At 66.9% G+C, this 19269-nt stretch carries 13 protein-coding genes; 9 read left to right on the forward strand and 4 right to left on the reverse strand.

What is annotated here, in order from left to right:
• Positions 1–55: 55 nt before the first annotated feature.
• The 4 genes from EGT50_RS08335 to EGT50_RS08350 form a co-directional block, all read right to left on the reverse strand.
• Entirely contained in the window at positions 56–919 is an 864-nt protein-coding gene (locus EGT50_RS08335; protein ID WP_127952842.1) for an alpha/beta fold hydrolase, read from the reverse strand.
• Positions 920–1071: 152 nt separating this feature from the next.
• On the reverse strand, positions 1072–3438 hold the full coding sequence (locus EGT50_RS08340) for an ATP-binding protein (protein WP_127952845.1): 2367 nt from the start codon (positions 3436–3438) through the stop codon (positions 1072–1074).
• Between the two features lie 144 nt (positions 3439–3582).
• Positions 3583–5949: an ATP-binding protein gene (locus tag EGT50_RS08345; RefSeq protein WP_127952849.1), complete on the reverse strand. Its 2367-nt coding sequence runs from the start codon at positions 5947–5949 to the stop codon at positions 3583–3585.
• Positions 5950–6054: 105 nt separating this feature from the next.
• Positions 6055–8436 carry an ATP-binding protein gene (locus EGT50_RS08350; protein WP_127952852.1) on the reverse strand — a complete coding sequence of 794 codons (2382 nt, stop codon included), beginning with the start codon at positions 8434–8436 and terminating at the stop codon, positions 6055–6057.
• Positions 8437–8576: 140 nt separating this feature from the next.
• On the opposite strand from EGT50_RS08350, the gene EGT50_RS08355 reads away from it, so the two are divergent.
• From EGT50_RS08355 to EGT50_RS08395, 9 genes are all read left to right on the forward strand, one after another.
• Positions 8577–9281, forward strand: coding sequence for a GNAT family N-acetyltransferase (locus tag EGT50_RS08355; RefSeq protein ID WP_235870651.1), 705 nt, complete (start codon positions 8577–8579; stop codon positions 9279–9281).
• A 28-nt stretch (positions 9282–9309) separates the two neighbouring features.
• On the forward strand, positions 9310–10371 hold the full coding sequence (locus tag EGT50_RS08360; RefSeq protein WP_127952858.1) for a glutathione S-transferase family protein: 1062 nt from the start codon (positions 9310–9312) through the stop codon (positions 10369–10371).
• 253 nt (positions 10372–10624) lie between these two features.
• Complete coding sequence (locus EGT50_RS08365; protein WP_127952861.1) at positions 10625–11026, forward strand: AMIN-like domain-containing (lipo)protein; 402 nt, start codon at positions 10625–10627, stop codon at positions 11024–11026.
• A gap of 113 nt (positions 11027–11139) precedes the next feature.
• Positions 11140–11880 carry a hypothetical protein gene (locus EGT50_RS08370; protein WP_127952864.1) on the forward strand — a complete coding sequence of 247 codons (741 nt, stop codon included), beginning with the start codon at positions 11140–11142 and terminating at the stop codon, positions 11878–11880.
• A gap of 27 nt (positions 11881–11907) precedes the next feature.
• Positions 11908–12726 carry an alpha/beta fold hydrolase gene (locus tag EGT50_RS08375; RefSeq protein WP_235870652.1) on the forward strand — a complete coding sequence of 273 codons (819 nt, stop codon included), beginning with the start codon at positions 11908–11910 and terminating at the stop codon, positions 12724–12726.
• Positions 12727–12869: 143 nt separating this feature from the next.
• Positions 12870–13499 carry a DUF305 domain-containing protein gene (locus tag EGT50_RS08380; protein WP_127952867.1) on the forward strand — a complete coding sequence of 210 codons (630 nt, stop codon included), beginning with the start codon at positions 12870–12872 and terminating at the stop codon, positions 13497–13499.
• Between the two features lie 133 nt (positions 13500–13632).
• Positions 13633–14502: an ABC transporter ATP-binding protein gene (locus EGT50_RS08385; RefSeq protein ID WP_408014617.1), complete on the forward strand. Its 870-nt coding sequence runs from the start codon at positions 13633–13635 to the stop codon at positions 14500–14502.
• Positions 14499–15281, forward strand: a complete 783-nt coding sequence (locus tag EGT50_RS08390) for an ABC transporter permease (RefSeq protein WP_235870653.1) — start codon at positions 14499–14501, stop codon at positions 15279–15281. Before EGT50_RS08385 ends, EGT50_RS08390 begins: the two co-directional genes overlap by 4 nt.
• Before the next feature lie 48 nt (positions 15282–15329).
• Positions 15330–19184 (forward strand): ABC transporter ATP-binding protein, encoded by a 3855-nt coding sequence (locus EGT50_RS08395; RefSeq protein WP_127952873.1) that lies wholly within the window; start codon positions 15330–15332, stop codon positions 19182–19184.
• The last annotated feature ends 85 nt before the right edge of the window (positions 19185–19269 follow it).

A 19269-nucleotide genomic window follows, 5' to 3' on the forward strand; every position in this document is an offset into this window, starting at 1 on the left:
TAATCGCGCGGTTCGGGGCCGATGCCTGGCGCCGACGAGGCGTGCTCTCCGGCCCTCAGGCGGCTCGCTCGGCGTCCGCGCCGAGGATCTCGGTGAGCACCCGACCGAAGGTGTCGGGGTCGCCGATCAGCCAACCGTGACAGCCCGCCACCCGGTGTACGCGCGGGTTGCGAAGCGCACTGCGCAGGGACTCGAAGCTGGCCTGCGGAATGAAGGTGTCGCCCCGGCTCCACAGAAGCGTGGTCTTCAAACCGCGGTCGGCGATCCGGGTGGCCTCGGCGCGCAGGTCCGCGGTTCGCGCCAGCTCCCCGACCTGCCACAACGCAGACGGGCTGTGGACCATGTTGCGCACCGCGTCCCCGGTGATCGTCGCGATTGCCGAAACGGGTGTACCCGACAGGACCGCGTCGACAGCAGCGGAAACCCCCCACCGCCACAACGGCCGGTGCCTGATGTCGCGGACCTTCCCGTTCGGCGCCCATGCGCCACCGCCGACCGAGTTCACGAGCACGAGTCGCGATACGCGATCGCCGAGGTCATCCGCCGTTGCGAGGGCCACCCCGCCGCCGAAGGAGTGCCCCACGACGGTGACGGGTTCGTCGATGCCGAGCGAATCGAGGAATCTCCCAACCCACTTGGCGTACCCACCGAAACCGTGGTGCTGCGCCGACAGTGCGGCATTACCGCCGAAGCCCGGTAACGCCGGCGCGTACACGCGCACGCCCGTAGCGGCGAGCCGGTCGATCGCCCCCGCATAGGTCCGGTGGGTGAGACCGAAGCCGTGAAGGAAGATCACCGGTCGCCCGCGCCCGGCAACCCCGTAGGGGACCGTGCAGCCGTCGACGTCGACTTCGCGCCACGACGGTCCGAGGTCGGCGCGGGGGTCGATCGTCGGATGGAACTCCGGCTGTCGGCGCATTGGGATGCCTCACTTCGTGCAATCGGTGTCGGTTGGTAATAGCTTCGTTATCCGCACCCCATTTGCACCACGGTAGAATTACGTATTTATATACGTGTTCCGCGCCACAGGGTCCTCACGGTCACGTTCGTCCGCGAGGCCGATACCCCAGTTCAAGGTGTTGATTCGTCGCGCTGTTCGGTGACCCATGCCGCGATCTGGGTGCGCGACCCGAACCCGAGTTTGGTGAGGACCCGCTCGACGTGGCCCTCTGCGGTGCGCAGCGCGATCATCAGCGTCTCGGCGATCTCCCGATCGGTCAGGCCACGAGCGACGAGTTCCGCGACCTCACGTTGGCGCGGGGTAAGCACAGACGTCGGAGCGGTCGGAATCGCGACTCGCATCGATGCGGTGGGCACATCACTCTGGGCCCGGGTGGGTTCGGTGCCGTCTTGCCGCGCGAGCGCGAACTCGACGGCCTCGGCGAACCCCAGGGCGGCACCCCGAGAGAAGGCCGCCTCGAAAGCCCGGTCACCGAGGATCCGACGGCACTGACTGCGGCACTCCTCGTGGTATTCGAGCATCGTTGGAATCGCCACCAGCGGCACGCCCATAGCGCGACGCATCCCCTCCGCCGCGCCCGCGAGGATCGCGCTTCGTTCGCCCTGCTGCGCATCAGCGGCGGCCCACGCCATTCCTTCGAGGCACCCTTCGCCGGCGAAATGATCGGCGACAGGCCGCGTGAGTGACAGCGCCTCGGCGAACAGCCCGGCCCCACGCTCGCGTTCACCTCGCCGCCACAGCGCGAGTCCGAGTATGTAAATGGCCTGGGCCTGGTACTTGCTCTCGCCGTTGGACCGTGTGATCGACAGCACTTCCTCGTGGTAAGCCGTCCCGAGGTCGGTGTCCCCGCCCATCCCGGCCGCCAGACCCAGCGACACCAGGGTGCAGACGAGTCGCTGCGGGTCGGGATGCGCCCGGAACGGCCCGAGCGCACCCTCGAGCAACTCGACGGCACGGACGCACTCGCCCTGGTAGAGCGCCTGCCGGCCGGCCGCGTGCAGGACGAGGGCATCGACGTACGGGTCGTCGAGGACCCGGGCGAGGGGTTGCGCTCGAGCAATCAGGCCAGACGCCGCGGCGAAGTCTTCCTGCATGCCCGCGAGCAGGCTGGCATCGCAGAGCGCCGCGACGCGGATCGGATCGGGAACCTCGTCGGAGGCATCGAAGACGCGCGCAAACCAGCGCCGCCCCTCGTCGAGCATCCCTTTGCAGAACCAGAACGGGAACAGCGCCTTGGCCATCTGCACCCCGGTCGCTGCCTCCCCGGACCCGGTCGCGCAGAAGTCCAGGACCTCGCGCAGATTCGCGGTCTCCCGGGTGAGCCGTGCAATGATCTCCACCTGGCGAGGTCCGACCCAGTCGGCCTCTGAGTTCGTGATGAGAGCGTGGTACCAGTTCAGGTGCCGGCGCTGGCACTGCGCCCGCTCTCCCGCCTCTTCGAGCTTCTCCTGCCCGTACTCACGCAACATCTCGAGCATCCGGTAGCGAACCACCGAACCGGACCGCTCCGCGATCAGGATCGACTTGTCGACCAGAGACCCCACCAAACCCAGCGTGTCCCCCGATTCAGCTTGGACGCATACGCCTTCGACGGCGTCCAGCTCGAATTCGCCTGCGAAAACCGACAACCAACTCCACAGCCGGCGCTCGTCCGGAGTACACAGCTCGTAGCTCCAATCGACACTCAATCGCAGCGTCTGCAGACGGGACGGAGCCACCCGGCTGCCCGCGGTCAGCAACCGGTACCGGTCGGTGAGCCGCTCGAGGATCTGCTCCGGCGACAACACCCGCACACGAGCAGCCGCCAGCTCGATCGCCAGAGGCAAACCGTCCAGACGATGACAGATCCGGGCGATCGCAGCCCGGTTGCCCTCCGTGACGGCGAAACCCGGAACAGCGGCCTCGGCGCGCTCGACGAACAGCGTCGCGGACTCGTAACTTGGCATCGCCCGAAGAGTCGGGGGCGAATCCGGGTCGGGAACCGGAAGCGGCGGCACCCGCAGAACCGCCTCACCACCCACGTCGAGAGACTCCCGGCTCGTCGCGAGCACGCGAAGACCCGGGCACTTTCGCAGGAGCAGGTCGACCATCTCGGAGGCTGCCCCGACCAGGTGCTCACAGTTGTCGAGTAGGACGAGTAGATCCGCGTCGCCGAGGAAGTCCACCAGCAGATCGGTCGGCGAACGCGCGGCAAGATCGTGCAGCCTGAACGACGTGGCAACCGCGTTCGGGACCAAGTCCGGATCGTGCAGCGCCGAGAGTTCGACGAGCCATGCGCCGTCGCGGAAGTTCCGTTGCACCTCACCGGCAGCCTGCAACGCGAGCCGTGTCTTCCCGACGCCCCCGATGCCCGTCAACGTCACCAGACGAGACTCGGCGAGCAAACGCTTGGCCGCCGAGACCTCGCGACGTCGTCCGACGAATGTCGTCAGCGGGGCTGGAAGATTCCCGACCTTTCTCTCGGGGGCGGGCGACATGAACCGGCTCGCTTCCTCCCCCGCTGACAAATAGCTTCGTCGTCCGCACCCGATCGGCACGACGGTAGAACTACCTATCCCCGTACGTGTTCTGCGCCACAGGATCCTCCTGGGCGAGTGCCTCCGCTAGGTCGATATTCCAGTTCAGGGCGTCGACTCGTGGCGTTGTTCGGCGACCCACGCCGCGATCTGGGTGCGCGACCCGAACCCGAGTTTGGTGAGGACCCGCTCGACGTGGCCCTCAGCGGTGCGCTGCGCGATCACCAGCGTCTCTGCGATCTCCCGGTTCGTCAAGCCACGTGCCACGAGATCCGCGACCTGACGCTCGCGACGGGTGAGCGCAGCCGTCACAGCGATCGGGTCCGCGATCCGCGTCGATGTGGTGGGCGCTTCCTTCTCGGCCCGCATCGGCTCGGAGCCGTCTCCCGGCGAGAGCGCGAACTCGACGGCGTCGGCGAACCCCAGGGCCTCACCCCGAGAAAAGGCCGTCTCGAAAGCCCGGTCACCGAGGATCTGCCGGCACTGTCTGCGGCACTGCTCGTGGTACTCGAGCATTCCCGGAACCGCCACCGGCGGCACCCCCATCTCCCGGCGCATTGCTTCCGCCGCACCCGACAGGATTGCGCCCCGTTGGCCCTGGCGCGCGTCGGCAGCAGCCCACGCCATCGCCTCGAGGCACCCCGCGCCGGCGAAGTGATCGTCGACCTCCGGTGTGAGTGGCAGCGCTTCGGCGAACAGCCGGGCGGCACGCTCGCGTTCACCTTGCCGCCACAACGTCAACCCGAGCACGAACATTGCCCCGGCCTGATAGAAAGTCGCGCCGTGGGCCCGCGCAATCGACAGCAGTTCCTCGAAGTAAGCCGTCCCGCGTTCGGGATCCCCGCACATCCCGGCCACCATGCCCAGCGCCCCGAGGGTCCAGATGACTAGTGATAGCTCCGGACGCGCTCGGAACGGCCCGAGCGTGGGCTCGAACAACTCGGCTGCACGAGCGCACTCACCCTGATACAGCGCCTGCGCGCCGGCCGCGTGCAGGACGAGAGCATCGACGTACGGGTCCCCGAGGACCCGGGCGAGGGACCGCCCCCGTGCGATCAGCTCGGACGCGGCGGCGAAGTCTTCCTGCATGCTCGCGAGCAGGCTGGCATTGCAGAGGGCGGCGACGCGGATCGGATCGGGAACCTCATCGGAGGCATCGAGGACACGTCCGTACCAGCGTCTGCCCTCGTCGAGCATCCCCTTGCAGAACCAGAACGGGAACAGCGCCTTCGCCATCTGCACCCCGATCGCCGCCTCCCCGGACCCGGTCACACAGAAGTCGAAAGCTTCACGCAGATTCGCGGTCTCCCGGGTGAGCCGGGCGATGATCTCCACCTGACGTGGACCGACCCAGTCTGCCTCCGCACGCTGGACCAGAGCGCCGTACCAGTCGCGGTGTCGGCGACCGCACTCCGTCCGCTCACCCGCCTCGACGAGCCTTTCCTGCCCGTACTCCCGCAACATCTCGAGCATCCGATAGCGGACCACCGCATCGGACCGCTCCGCAACCAGGATCGACTTGTCGACCAGAGACCCCACCAGAGTTTGCACGTCCCCCGACACCACGTCGGCGGACACCCCTTCGACGGCGTCCAGCTCGAACTCGCCCGAGAAGACCGACAACCAACTCCACAGCCGGCGCTCGTCCGGAGTACACAGCTCGTAGCTCCAATCGACACTCATCCGCAGTGTCTGCAATCGCGACGGAGCCACCCGGCTGCCCGCGGTCAGCAACCGGTACCGGTCGGTGAGCCGCTCGAGGATCTGCTCCGGCGACAGCACCCGCACACGAGCGGCCGCGAGTTCGATCGCCAGAGGCAAACCGTGCAGGCGATGACAGATCCGGGCGATCGCAGCCCGGTTGCCCTCCGTGACGGCGAAACCCGGGACAGCGGCCTCGGCGCGCTTGACGAACAGCGTCGCGGACTCGTAGCTCGGCATCGCCTGCAGGGTCGGCGGCGAATCCGGGTCGGGAACCGGAAGCGGCGGCACCCGCAGAACCGCCTCACCACCCACGTCGAGAGACTCCCGGCTCGTCGCGAGAACACGCAGACCTGGGCAGCTGCGCAGAAGCAAGTCGACCAACTTGGAGGCAGCCCCCAGCAGGTGCTCACAGTTGTCCAGCAGGACAAGCAGATCCCTGCTGCCGAGGAAGTCCACCAGCAGATCGGTCGGCGAACGCGAGGCAAGATCGTGCAGCCTGAACGCTTCGGCGACCGCGTTCGGGACCAAGTCCGGATCATGTAGCGCCCCGAGTTCGACGAGCCATGCGCCGTCACGGAAGTCGCGCTGCACCTCACCTGCGACCTGCAACGCGAGCCGCGTCTTCCCGACGCCCCCGATGCCCGACAACGTCACCAGGCGAGACTTGTTGAGCAGACGTTTTGTCGCCGAGGATTCGCGCCTTCGTCCGACGAATGTCGTCAGCGCAGCTGGGAGATTTCCGACCCTTCTCTGGGTGGCCGTAGCCATGGACCGTCTCTCTTCCTCCACCCCTGCGGATTCGACGGTACGCGAACCCCATCGAGGGACCAGGCGAGACCGGACGACTTCGTCCGCCAGGCCCGATACCCCAGTTCAGTGTGTTGCGTCGTCGTGCTGTTCGGCGACCCACGCTGCAATCTGGGTGCGCGATCCGAACCCGAGTTTGCTGAGAACCCGCTCGACGTGACCCTCTGCCGTTCGCTGGGCGATCACCAGCGTCTCGGCGATCTCCCGGTTGGTCAGGCCGCGTGCCACGAGATCCGCGACCTGACGTTCGCGACGGGTGAGCGCAGCTTGCGCAGCGATCGGGTCCGTGATCCGCGTCGATGTGGTGGGCGCTTCCTTCTCGGCCCGCATCGGCCCGGTACCCTCTCCCGCCGCCAGCGCGAACTCGACGGCGTCGCCAACCCTCAGGGCCGCACCCCGAGAGAAGGCCGCCTCGAAAGACCGGTCCCCGACGAGTCGCCGACACTGTCTGAGGCAATTTTCGTGGTACTCGAGCATCGTCGGAATCGCCACCGGCGGCAAGCCCATTTCCCGGCGCATCGCCTCGGCCGCACCCGACAGGATTGTGCCCCGTTCGCCCTGCCGCGCATCGGCGGCGGCCCACGCCATTCCCTCGAGGCACCCTTGGCAGGCGAAGTGATCGTCGACCGCCCGCGTGAGTGGCAGCGCTTCGGTGAACAGTCGGCACCCGCGATCGCGTTCGCCTCGCCGCCACAACGCGAGGCCGAGCATGAACATTGCCCTGGCTTGATAGGTACTCGCGCCGTGGGCCCGCGCGATCGACAGTGCTTCCTCGTGGTAGGCCGTCCCACGTTCGGCGTTCCCGCTCGTACCTTCCACCAATCCCAGCCCCAACAGAGTCCGGATGAGCTGTGGCAGGTCCGGGCGTGCTCGGAGCGGCCCCAGCGCAGGCTCGAACGACTCGATGGCAAGAGCGCAGTTGCCCTGGTAGACCGCCTGCCGGCCGACCGCGTGCAGGACGAGAGCATCGACGTACGGATCCCCGAGAACCCGGGCGAGGGATCGCGCCCGAGCAATCAGGCCGGATGCGGCGACGAAGTCTTCCTGAAAGCCCGCGAATGAGCTGGCAGAGCAGAGGGCGGCGACGCGGATCGGATCGGGAACCTCGTCGGAGGCATCGAGGACACGGCTGTACCAGCGCCGCCCCTCGTCGAGCATCCCCTTGCAGTCCCAGAACGAGTACAGCGACTTCGCCATCTGCACCCCGGTCGCCGCCTCGCCGGACCCCGTCGCGCAGAAGTCGAGGGCTTCACGCAGATTCGCGGTCTCCCGGGTGAGCCGGACAATGATCTCCACCTGGCGCGGGCTGACCCAGTCCGCCTCGGCCCGCTCGGCGAGAGCGCCGTACCAGTCCAGGTGCCGGCGCCGGCACTCCGTCCATTCTGCTGCCTGGACGAGGTTGTCCTGCCCGTAGTCCCGCAACGTCTCGAGCATCCGGTAGCGAACCACCGAACCGGACCGCTCCGCGATCAGGATCGACTTGTCGACCAAAGACTCGACCAGGGCCTGCACGTCCCCTGGTACAGCGTCAGAGCACACGCCTTCGACGGCGTCCAGCTCGAATCCGCCCGCGAAGACCGACAACCAACTCCACAGCCTGCGCTCCTCCGGTGTACACAGCTCGTAGCTCCAATCGACACTCAGCCGCAGCGTCTGCAGTCGGGACGGAGCCACGCGGCTGCCGGCGGTCAGCAGCCGGTACCGGTCGGTGAGCCGTTGCAGAATCTGCTCCGGCGACAGCACCCGCACACGAGCGGCCGCCAGCTCGATCGCCAGAGGCAGGCCTTCCAGGCGATGACATATTCGGGCGATCGCAGCCCGGTTGCCCTCCGTGACGGCGAAACCCGGGACAGCGGCTTGGGCACGCTCGACGAAGAGGGTCGCGGACTCGTAACTCGGCATCGCCTGCAATGTCGGCGGCGAGTCCGGGTCGGGAACCGGCAGCGGCGGCACTCGTAGGACGGCCTCGCCACCGACGTCGAGGGGCTCCCGGCTCGTGGCGAGCACACGAAGGCGTGGACAGTTTCGCAGCAGCAGGTCGACCAGCTTGGAGGCCGCCCCGACCAGATGCTCGCAGTTGTCGAGCAGGATGAGCAGATCCCTGCTATGGAGGAAGTCCACGACGAGATCGGTCGGCGACCGCGCACCCCGATCCTGCAGCCTGAAACGCGCGGCAACTGCGTTCGGGACCAACTCCGGATCGCGTAGCTCCGCGAGTTCCACCAGCCATGCGCCGTCACGGAAGTCGCGTTGCACGTCGCCCGCGACCTGCAAAGCGAGCCGCGTCTTCCCGACGCCCCCTATACCCGTCAACGTCACCAGGCGAGATTCGGTGAGCAAACGCTTGGACGCAGAGACCTCACGACGGCGTCCTACGAATGTCGTCAATGTGGCCGGGAGATTCCCGACCTTTCTATTGGGGGCCGTCCTCTGGGGGACCGTCGACATGGACCGTCTCTCTTCCTCGCCCCTGCAGATTCGACGGTACGCCCACCGCCCTACAACGCCATACCAGGAGTGGACGAGTCGAGAGCCACGAACGAAGATCCCTACTACAACCGTCCGGGCACCGCACTACCGTTGACGTCGTGGACGGCCATCAGATCGACATCATCCGGCTCGCGTGGGCGCGCGAACTCGGCCTTCCCGACCGCGCCCTGGACGACTCTGGCGCCCGCCACGTAAGGGTTGACGACCTGGAGGACCGGATCCGCTTCGTGACGATCGCCGGCGCCGCAGCACTCGTCGGGCCCACGTGGGCCGTCGAACGCTCGCGTTCGTGCTCCAACGACGAACTCGCGCGTTCCGGTGGCCTGCTTGCGCTCGCGAAGGACCACTCGGGCCGTGGATCCGGACCCGTAGAACTGGGTTGGGCTGCCGACTTCGGGAGCGCTGTCGCGGTCGAGGAACCCCTGGTCTCGCATGAGTTCGAACATGTTCTGGCCCTCGAGGCGGTATGCCCGCCCGACGATGTCGCCGAGGCCAGGCTGACCGCCAAGGCGAACTGGTTCACCGTCGTGGACGACGACCACGACCCGCTCGCATCAGCCGGATACCTGGAATGGCAGGGCATCATCGCCGACATGGGCACACTGACGGCGCCGGCGGCCCGGCGGCGCGGGTACGGTGCTACCGCGACACAACTCGCCACCAACGACGCTCTCGATGCCGGCCTGATCCCGCAATGGCGTGCACACCGGGACAACATCGCCTCGCGCCGGCTGGCCACGAACCTCGGCTACGAGGAACTGGGAACATTCGTGTCGATCGTCGTGGCGCCCAGTACCGTGTGAATCAACGCGACACATGGAGTTGATCACGATGAGCGACGACGGTACGCAGCGCTCGCCCGGCACCGAGAGCGGTGCCAGCTTCGTGGACCCGGGCAAGGAGTTCACCCGGGACATGCGGTACATCACGACGCGCATCACCGCCGACGGCCGCGACGGCTACCCCGTCGAACCGGGTAGATATCGGCTCATCGTCGCGCGCGCCTGCCCGTGGGCCAATCGGGCGATGATCGTCCGCCGACTGCTCGGACTGGAAAACGTTCTGTCCATGGGGATCTGCGGCCCCACGCACGACGAACGCAGTTGGACATTCGATCTCGACCCCGAGGGCGTCGACCCGGTCCTGAAGATCCCGCGACTCCAGGACGCGTACTTCGCCCGCTTCCCGGACTACCCACGAGGCATCACGGTGCCGGCCATCGTCGAGATTTCGACTGGCCAGGTGGTCACCAACGACTTCCCGAACATCACCCTGGACCTGTCCACCGAGTGGAAGGAGTTCCACCGCGACGGTGCGCCGGATCTGTATCCCGAGGATCTGCGGAGCGAGATCGACGAGGTCGCCGAACTCGTGTTCCGGGATGTCAACAACGGCGTGTACCGATGCGGCTTCGCCGGTTCGCAAGAATCGTACGAGAGCGCGTACGACCGACTGTTCGAGCGCCTCGACTGGCTGACCGAGCGACTGTCTGACCAGCGATTCCTGGTGGGCGACACCATCACCGAGGCCGACGTGCGCCTGTTCACCACCCTCGCCCGGTTCGATGCGGTGTACCACGGGCACTTCAAGTGCAATCGGAGCAAACTGTCGGAGATGCCGGTGCTGTGGAACTACGCGCGGGATCTGTTCCAAACCCCTGGGTTCGGGGACACGATCGATTTCGCCCAGATCAAGGAGCACTACTACATCGTTCACAAGGACATCAACCCGACACAGATCGTGCCGAAGGGGCCGGATCTGTCGCATTGGCTCGAACCACACAACCGGGAAACGCTCGGTGGCCGTCCATTCGGGGACGGCACTCCACCGCACCCGCCACTTCCAGAAGAGGTTGTACCGCTCTCACATTGGGCGACTACCGAGCGGGACTGAAGTCGGCTGATAGCTTCCCAATGTGAAACTTCGGACGATAGTGGCATGCCTGGTCTTGGCGATGGCGCTGGCCGCGTGCGGACAGAACTCGGACGCGAATCCCGTAGCAACGTCGTACGCCGCTCCTGCCGAATGCTGCACAGGCCTTTGGCAGACCGGCAGCCTCGAGGTTGGTGCACCACTGCCACCTACAGCGCCATCCACGACATCCGAGCCATCCACGACATCCGAGCCGTCCGCCGAGGAGAGACAGATGCCGACCCTGATCGAGGTGACGCTCGAGGAGGTGAACGGTGGCGATGAGATCGTGTACACGTTTCAGGGACAGGGCGCGGTCTCATGGTCCCTGCGCCCGGTGGCGGAGGCGATCGCACACGGCGGCCTCGGCGTTCAACATGTAGCTGGAAGCACCATCATTCAAGTTGATCTGGCTGGAGTCGGACCGTCTCCGGAAAACCGCGAAGCCGACGAGCCGCGGCGTCTGGCGAATGCCGGGCTCGGGAACGTCGTCGAGGTCGTCGAGATGCCATTGTCCGGTTCGGTTGCGCAGTCCTTTATCGGGTTGCGCCAGAACGCTTCCAACGTGGAGGTACACCACCGGACGGACGGAGAGCACGCGCAGCTCGTGGTCACGATAGAAGGAGAACACACATAGGGCTGCACCGGGCCAGGAGCTCGACGGCACCCACCCCCCCATTCCGTATAGTCGTATTGGGAGTGACCACGCCACCCGGAATGCCGGACCGGGAGAACGAATTGAGGAGTGGGATGGCCGACAGGCAGGGACGAGTCGAATCGACCATCACCACAGTGCTGGACAATGCGAGCCGACTGCAGGCGCCAGCTGTGGCAAGGTACGTCGAGCGAGTGCGCCGCGCCCATCCCGATGAGACGCCCGCGCAGATCGTCGAGCGGATGGAGAAGATGTTCCTGACCGCGGTGACGAGCAGCGGGAGTGCGGTCGGCGCCACCGCCGCTGTCCCCGCGGTCGGAACAGCCGCGTCCATCGCCGCCGTGGGCGCCGAGACTGCGTTCTTTCTGGAGGCCTCCGCGCTACTGACGCTGGCAATCGCTTCGGTGCACGGAATCTCCCCACACGACCATCAACAACGTCGCACCCTCGTCCTTGCCGTCGCACTCGGTGAGTCCGGCATGGAGATCGTCGAACGGGCCACCGGACTGACGGCCACGAACTGGGCGCACCTGGTCACCGGACGGATACCGCCCCAGACCATGAAGGCGATGAACAGTTCGCTGGTGCGCAGGTTCGTGACGAAGTATGCGGCCAGGCGCAGCGCGCTCATCCTCGGCAAGCTGCTTCCGGCCGGCGTCGGCGCGGTAGTCGGCGGGGCCGGAAACCGTGCGATCGGCCGGGGTGTCATCGACAATGCCCGCGAGGCATTCGGGCCAGCCCCGCGGGCCTGGCGTGATCGAGTCGACGCACGCGATTCCGACGCGCGACTGCCGGTCAGCCCGGCACCGAACCAGGAGCGCAAGGTCTGCTCCTGACGCCGATCCCGACGAGAGGACGACATCGTGCGCGCCGAGCGTTCCGACGGTCTCCACGTCCTCACCGCTGGGGCTGGCGAGCGGACAGTGGTTCTCTTGCACGGCTACTCGGACCACGGCGGAACCTGGCAGAAGGTGGTGCCCACCCTCGCCGAGCAGTATCGGGTGCTCGTCGTCGATCTGCCCGGTTTCGGTCGTAGTGCGGGAACCTGGCGAGAACCGGTCATCGACGGATACGTCGAGATCCTCAGTGACCTGGTCAATGATGAGTCCGACCAGGTCAGCGTCGTCGGAAACTCGCTCGGCGCCGTGATCGCCCTCGTGTGGGCCTCCGCTCGGCCCGACCTCATCGCCGACGTCGTCCTGTCCGACATGCCCGGGGTCGTCCGGATCCCGCGCTCGTGGACCCGAGGTGCCCAACTACGCATGGATGGGCTCGCGGGCGCCCTCGCAGGCCCGATGCCGGACCGGTACGTCCAACGGATGATGGGTGCGGTGTATGCGCTTGCGGCGCTTCGGCATCCGAGCCGCGCGGACGCGAAGGTGCGGTCCGGCTACACCGAGCACTACGCGACCAAGCGTCAGGTTGCCGACCTCCTTGCTCTCGGCCGAGTCGTGATCCGGGAGATCGCAGAGCTGCCGATCCCGAGGATGATCGCCGACCTCGAGGTGCCCGCGCTGCTGCTGTGGGGTGCGAACGACCTGCTCACACCTGCCCGGGCGGCTCGGCGAATCGCAGTCACGGCGGATCGTCAGGTGGCGGTCATACCGAGCTGCGGTCATTGTCCGCAGCTCGACTGCCCGAGTGAGTTCCTGGGGGAAGTACTCCCGTTCCTGCGCCGATGAGAACGGCGTCCGGGTCGGTAGTGTTGTAGCCATGCGCGAGCACCAGCTCGATTACGGCGGGAGTCAGCCCGCCGCGACGCGCAAATCACGCAGCCCCTTCGTTCCCACCACTACCAAGTCCACTTGCGAAGAAGGCGCAGATCATGAATACCAAACGACTGCTCGTCGGGATCGGCGCCGCCGCGGCCGCCGTCATCCTCGTCGCCGGATGCTCGAACAACGAAGCCGCGAACAACGCCACGCCAACCGGCGCCGAGGCCACGACGTCGGCTGGTGCTCCCGGTACCAACGAACCGACCGGCGCCCACAATGACGCCGATGTCGCCTACGTGCGGATGATGATTCCGCACCACGAGCAAGCCATCGAGATGGCGGAACTGGTTCCGAGCCGCTCCGACAGCCCCGAAGTCAACTCCCTCGCCACGCAAATCGAACACGCCCAGGAGCCCGAGATCGAGCAGATGGAGGGGTGGTTGACCGCGTGGGGAGTTCCCGAGCCGGAGCACCAACCGATGACGAATATGCCCGAGATGGAAAACGGCATGCACGGCATGATGACGCCGGAACAGATGCGGGCACTCGAGAGTGCGAGCGGCATGGAGTTCGATCGCATGTGGCTGGAGATGATGATCGAACACCATGAGGGCGCCGTCACCAGCTCGGAAGAGATTCTGCGCGACGGTGAAAGTGAGCAGGTGCGGGAACTGGCTCAGAACATCATCGCAAGCCAACAGGCCGAGATCGCTCAGATGCGGCAACTTCTGAACAGGTAGGTCGACTCGGCCGGCCTCGAGGGGATCGGTGATCTCGGGAATGCCTTCCACGCGAGCCCCGGGCACACACCCCACTTCACGTGCGGCCATCGAGACGCACGGGCTGTCGAAGCAATTCAAATCCGTTCGGGCCGTGTCGAATCTGAGCTTCAGCGTTCCTCACGGTTCGATCACCGGCTTGCTGGGACCCAACGGTTCCGGGAAGACGACAGCGCTGCGGATGCTGCTGGGCCTCGTTCGTCCGGACGCGGGCACGTCTGCAGTGCTCGGGCTCCCGTTCGGTGCGATTGCGGACCCGGCGCGCGCCGTCGGCGCGATGCTCGGCTCCCGCGGGCTCCACCCCAACCGAACCGCAAGCAGCCATCTGCGGGTGTATGCGTCTGCCATTGGAGTGCCGGACGACCGGGCTCGGCAGGTACTGCACCGCGTGGGGCTCACCGACACGGCAGACCGTAGAGCCGGCACATTGTCACTGGGCATGCGCCGGCGCCTGGTTCTCGCGACGGCGCTACTCGGCGACCCGCGAGTCCTCGTACTCGACGAGCCCTTCGACGGACTCGACCCCGCGGGCATCGCGTGGTTGCGCGAGTTCCTCGCCGGTTTCACCCGAGCGGGCCGGACGGTGCTGATCTCGAGTCACCTGCTTCGCGAGGTGGAGCCGATCATCGATCGCCTCGTGGTCGTCAACCAAGGTGTGCTCGTCCACCAAGGCTCCATGGAGCACTTCCGCGCCCGCCATCGCGCCCGACTCGTTGTCGCGTGTTCCGACCCGGTCCGACTCGCGACCGCGCTCGCTGCCGCCGGCATCACCGACGTCCGGCATCAGGCCGACGGCAAGGTCGCCATCGCCGGATCGGATACCACGACGGTCGGCAGGATCGCCTCGAGCTCCGACGTCACCGTGTTCGGAGCCGCAACCGAACAAACGGATCTCGAGCGGGTATTCGTCGCGATGACATCGGGACAGTGCGCCGACCCCGGACCGTCCGGAGTCGAACAGTGACGACGAACCTGCTGTTGTCGGAGTTCCGCAAGTTCGCGACATTGCGATTCTGGTGGGCCTTGGGTCTGGCACCGCTGCTTGCCGGTGTGCTCTCGGGCCTGATCAGCGTGCCAGTGGTCGCCGGACTGACCGGAGACGCGAGTGCCCACGAGTTGGCGTCCTTGGTGGACAGCATCGGATTGCTGGTCACTCTCCCGCTCGTGATCGTGTGCTCGGCCCTGTTCGGCGCCCTCCACGCCGGCACCGAGTACCAGCACGACACGATGACGACCACGGTGCTCATCGCGCGCAGCCGGGACGCGGTCGCGGCCGCCAAGCTTCTGGTCAGTGCCGCGTTCGGATTCCTCTCCTGCCTGGTCATCGCGATTGTCGGGGTCTCGACGGTCCTACTCGTCGGGTCCGACGGTGTCCGCTTCGACGGGACACTGGCGGCGATTCTCTTCGTCGCAGTGGTGGCATCCACGCTGTGGGCGCTGATCGGCGCCGGATTGGCATTGCTGACCACGTCTTCGACCGCGAGCGCAGTCGGAATCATCGCCTGGTTGGTACTCGAGCCAGGAGTTGTCGGAACCATTCTCGACGGCATCCACCTGGAGGCCGCGGGCCGGTGGCTTCCCGGTTCGGTCACCGTCTCGGCGTTCCGCGGCATCGTCCAAGGCGACCTCGGTGGTGACGCCTCGGAGCCCACGACCTCGTTGTCGCTCGTAGCCCTGGCACTGTGGGCGACGCTGTCGTGCGGGCTCGGTTGGTGGGCCACCCGCGCCCGCGACCTCACCTGAGTCTCCTGCGGCGGGTGTTGTCTGCCCATCGGACTACGGTTGATCACGATGGCTGGACAGGATGCGACAACGGTGGCCGAGGGCCGGCAAGGCTGGATTCGACGACTCGGAGCGGAGTGCTGGAACCACCGACGCACCGCCGTCGGAGCACTTTCCGTGACGGTGATCGCAGCGGTCATCGACATCCTGTTCCCGCTGCTGACGAAGTTCGCGCTGGACGCGGCGACGGGCGGCGAGGCGAGCGCAACCAGTGTCATCGCCTACATCACCGCAACCATCGCGGTTCTCGCCTGCGTCCGCTTCGCCTGCCAGTACGGGCGCCGGATGCTTGCCGGACGGCTCTCGCTGGACGTCCAGCACGACCTGCGCCTGGGTCTGCTCGGCTCGCTGCAACGCCTCGACGGCCGGGGCCAGGACCAGATCCGGACCGGCCAAGTGGTGTCCCGCTCGATCACCGACCTACAACTCGTCCAGAGTCTGCTGTCCATGGTTCCGATGTCGGCGGGTGTGGTGCTTCAGTTCGTCCTGGCGCTGGCGATCATGACCTGGCTGTCTCCGCTGCTCACGGTCGTCGCGCTGATGGTGGTGCCGGCGGTGGCCTTCGTGGTGTACCTGATACGGCCCACGCTGTTCGCGGCCACGTGGTCGGCGCAGCAACGCGCCGCCGACCTGGCCCAGCACGTCGAGGAAACCGTCACGGGTGTCCGGGTCGTCAAGGGGTTCGGGCAGGAGTCCCGCGCGGTAGACCAACTCGAGGATCGTGGCCGCACGCTCTACGCCGAGCGCCTCCGTGCGGCCCGGATCAACGCACGGTTCGCACCGTCAATGGCGACCCTCCCCCAACTCGGCCTGGTCGGTGTGGTCGCGCTCGGCGGCTACCTCGCACTGAACGGGTCCATCACCGTCGGCACGTTCCTGGCGTTCGCGGCGTACATCGCCACCATGACCACAGCCACGCGCACCATGTCGCAGGTCGTGATCATGGCCCAACTCTCACGGGCCGCCGTCGAACGCGTCTACGAGGTCATCGACACGAAGCCGGACGTCTCCGACCCGCCACACCCGACCGATCTACCCGACGGGCCGCTCGGGGTGGACCTGCACGACGTCATCTTCGGGTTCGACGAAGGCAGCACTGTTCTCAACGGTCTCGACCTGACTATCGCGCCTGGTGAGTCGGTGGCCGTCGTGGGGCCGGCCGGTTCAGGCAAGACCGCACTGTCGTTGCTCCTGCCCCGCTTCTACGCGCCCAATGCCGGAACGCTGTCCCTGACCAGTGGCGGCCACAGCTACGACGTCTCCGCCCTGCGAGCCGAACAACTGCGCGAGGCTGTCGGCCTGGTGTTCGACGAGCCCTTCCTGTTCTCCGACACGATTGCCGCGAACATCGCCCTCGGCCGGCCCCACGCCAGCGACGAGCAGATCCGCGCCGCCGCCCAGCTCGCGCAGGCCGATGAGTTCATCTCCGCACTGTCCGACGGCTACGACACCGTTGTCGGAGAGCGCGGGCTGACACTGTCGGGTGGCCAGCGTCAGCGCGTGGCTCTGGCCCGGGCACTGCTGGTGGATCCGCGTGTGTTGATCCTCGACGATGCAACGTCCGCAGTGGACGCGGGCACCGAGGCGGCGATCTTTGCGGCGTTGAAGACCGGCCGCCGCCGGACGACCCTGATCCTGGCCCACCGCCGCTCGACGCTCACGCTCGCCGATCGTGTGGCCGTGCTCGACGGTGGCCGGATCGTCGACATCGGGACTGTTGACGAACTCGATGAGCGTTGCCCGCTGTTCAGGACCCTACTAGCCACGCCGGATCCGTCGCAGACGTCATCCGACGAAGTCGACACCGTGGCGAAGCGCGACGGAATCGACGCAGTCGTCGACTCAGCGGACGATCCGACCGCGGCGCAACTGTGGCCGGAGATCGTTCCGGAGGACGGCGACGGGACCCGAGCCGACCGGGGGCTTCCGGGTGGCCACGGCGGTGGCGGCGGGGTGGCCGGCGCCCTCGGTGGCGTGGTCGCGACTCCCGAACTGCGACGCGCCGTCGACGCTCTGCCGCCCGCGGACGAGGACCCGCACACCGACACCGACCGATTGCGCGCGGACGAGTCGGAGTTCCGGCTCAGCCGGCTCCTGCACCCGGTGCGTTGGCTACTGGCCGGCGTCGTGCTGTGCCTGGCGCTGGACTCACTGATCGGCATAGCGTTCCCGTCAATCGTCCGGTTCGCGATCGACCGTGGTGTGGTCCCCGGCGATTACGGTCCGCTCTGGGCGGCCACCGCGGTGGGCGCGACGCTCGCCCTCGTCGGGTGGCTCGTCGTCGCGATCCTCACGGTCATCACGGCACGGGCGGGCGAGCGAGTGCTCTTCGGGCTGCGGGTCCGCAGCTACGCTCACCTGCAACGACTCGGACTCGACTACTACGAACGTGAACTGTCCGGCCGGATCATGACCCGCATGACGACCGACGTCGACGCGTTGTCGTCGTTCATCCAGACCGGCCTGTCGACCTCGATCGTCGCGCTGCTGACATTGCTGGGCATCTCGGTGGCATTGCTGGTTACCGACGCGGCGCTCGCTCTCGTCACGCTGACCGCGCTCATCCCGCTCACTGTCGCCACGCTGGTGTTCCGGCGTATCTCCAGCGTCGCGTACAGCGTGTCCAGAGAACGGATCTCGCTGGTGAACGCCGATTTCCAGGAGAACATTGCGGGTCTGCGCGCCGCCCAGGCGTACCGACGCGAGGAGTTCGCCGCGCAACGGTTCGCTGAGGGCGCGGACCGATACCGCCGCAGCCGCATGCGGTCCCAGCGCGCAATCTCGGTGTACTTCCCGTTCATCACGTTCCTCTCCGACCTAGCGCTCGCCGCCGTCGTGTTCGCCGGTGCTCAGCGCGTCGCCGACGGTGTGGCCACCCCAGGCACCCTCGTCGCGTTCGTTCTCTACCTGGGGCTGCTGTTCGGGCCGATCCAGCAGCTGTCACAGGTGTTCGACGGTTACCAGCAGGCCAACGTCGGCCTTCGCCGAATCGCCGAGCTACTCGCGACCACCAGCTCGATCGAGACCACGGAGCCCAGGGACACCGTCCCGATCGAGGGCCGCCTGCACGGTCGAGTCCGGTTCGACGACGTGAGCTTCCGGTACCAGGGCGCCGAATCCGACGCCCTCAGTGAGGTCGACCTGCACATCCCGTCCGGTTCCACGGTCGCGCTGGTGGGACGGACAGGTGCAGGCAAGTCGACGATCGTCAAACTTCTCGCCCGCTTCTATGACCCGACGTCCGGAGCGGTCGCTGTCGACGACGAGAACCTGCGCCGGTATCCGCTCCACCGGTACCGGCGACGCCTCGGAGTCGTCCCGCAGGAAGCTCACCTGTTCACCGGGACCGTCGCGAGCAACATCGCCTACGGGCGACCCGACGCGACCAGGTCGGAGATCGAGGCGGCGGCCCGGGCGGTAGGAGCCCTGCCCGTCATCGCCGCACTCCGTGGCGGCATGAATCAGCCGATCGGCGAACGCGGCCAGGGTCTGTCCGCGGGTCAGCGCCAACTGATCGCACTCGCACGTGCGGAGATGGTGGACCCTGATCTGCTGCTACTCGACGAGGCGACCGCGACACTCGACCCTGCCACGGAGCGGCTGGTTCTCGACTCGAGCCGGATGGTCACTCGACGGCGCACGTCCGTAGTGGTCGCGCACAGGTTGGCGACCGCCGCGAGAGCGGATCTCGTAGTGGTTGTCGACAACGGCCGAATCGTCGAAACCGGAGATCACATCACACTTCGACATGCCGGCGGCCATTATTCACGACTCTGTGATGTGGCGGAAAAAGGACAGGGGAATAATTCGTCCGCGAGAACCGTCGTCGATGGTGACCCCATCGACTCCATCGCAACAATGTGAGACAGCCAACACGCTGCGGACCGGACACCCGCGTTCGACGCATGGAAGCTAGCCTCATGTGTATAGGCGCTCTGATCGGGTACCG

The organism is Rhodococcus xishaensis (assembly GCF_004011825.1).
Classification (GTDB): domain Bacteria; phylum Actinomycetota; class Actinomycetes; order Mycobacteriales; family Mycobacteriaceae; genus Prescottella; species Prescottella xishaensis.

Coding starts and splice junctions, on each gene's coding strand:
- EGT50_RS08350 (WP_127952852.1), bottom strand. CDS start 8,436: ATGTCGACGGTCCCCCAGAGGACGGCCCCCAATAGAAAGGTCGGGAAT.
- EGT50_RS08335 (WP_127952842.1), bottom strand. CDS start 919: ATGCGCCGACAGCCGGAGTTCCATCCGACGATCGACCCCCGCGCCGAC.
- EGT50_RS08370 (WP_127952864.1), top strand. CDS start 11,140: ATGGCCGACAGGCAGGGACGAGTCGAATCGACCATCACCACAGTGCTG.
- EGT50_RS08340 (WP_127952845.1), bottom strand. CDS start 3,438: ATGTCGCCCGCCCCCGAGAGAAAGGTCGGGAATCTTCCAGCCCCGCTG.
- EGT50_RS08360 (WP_127952858.1), top strand. CDS start 9,310: ATGAGCGACGACGGTACGCAGCGCTCGCCCGGCACCGAGAGCGGTGCC.
- EGT50_RS08345 (WP_127952849.1), bottom strand. CDS start 5,949: ATGGCTACGGCCACCCAGAGAAGGGTCGGAAATCTCCCAGCTGCGCTG.
- EGT50_RS08380 (WP_127952867.1), top strand. CDS start 12,870: ATGAATACCAAACGACTGCTCGTCGGGATCGGCGCCGCCGCGGCCGCC.
- EGT50_RS08365 (WP_127952861.1), top strand. CDS start 10,625: ATGCCGACCCTGATCGAGGTGACGCTCGAGGAGGTGAACGGTGGCGAT.
- EGT50_RS08395 (WP_127952873.1), top strand. CDS start 15,330: ATGGCTGGACAGGATGCGACAACGGTGGCCGAGGGCCGGCAAGGCTGG.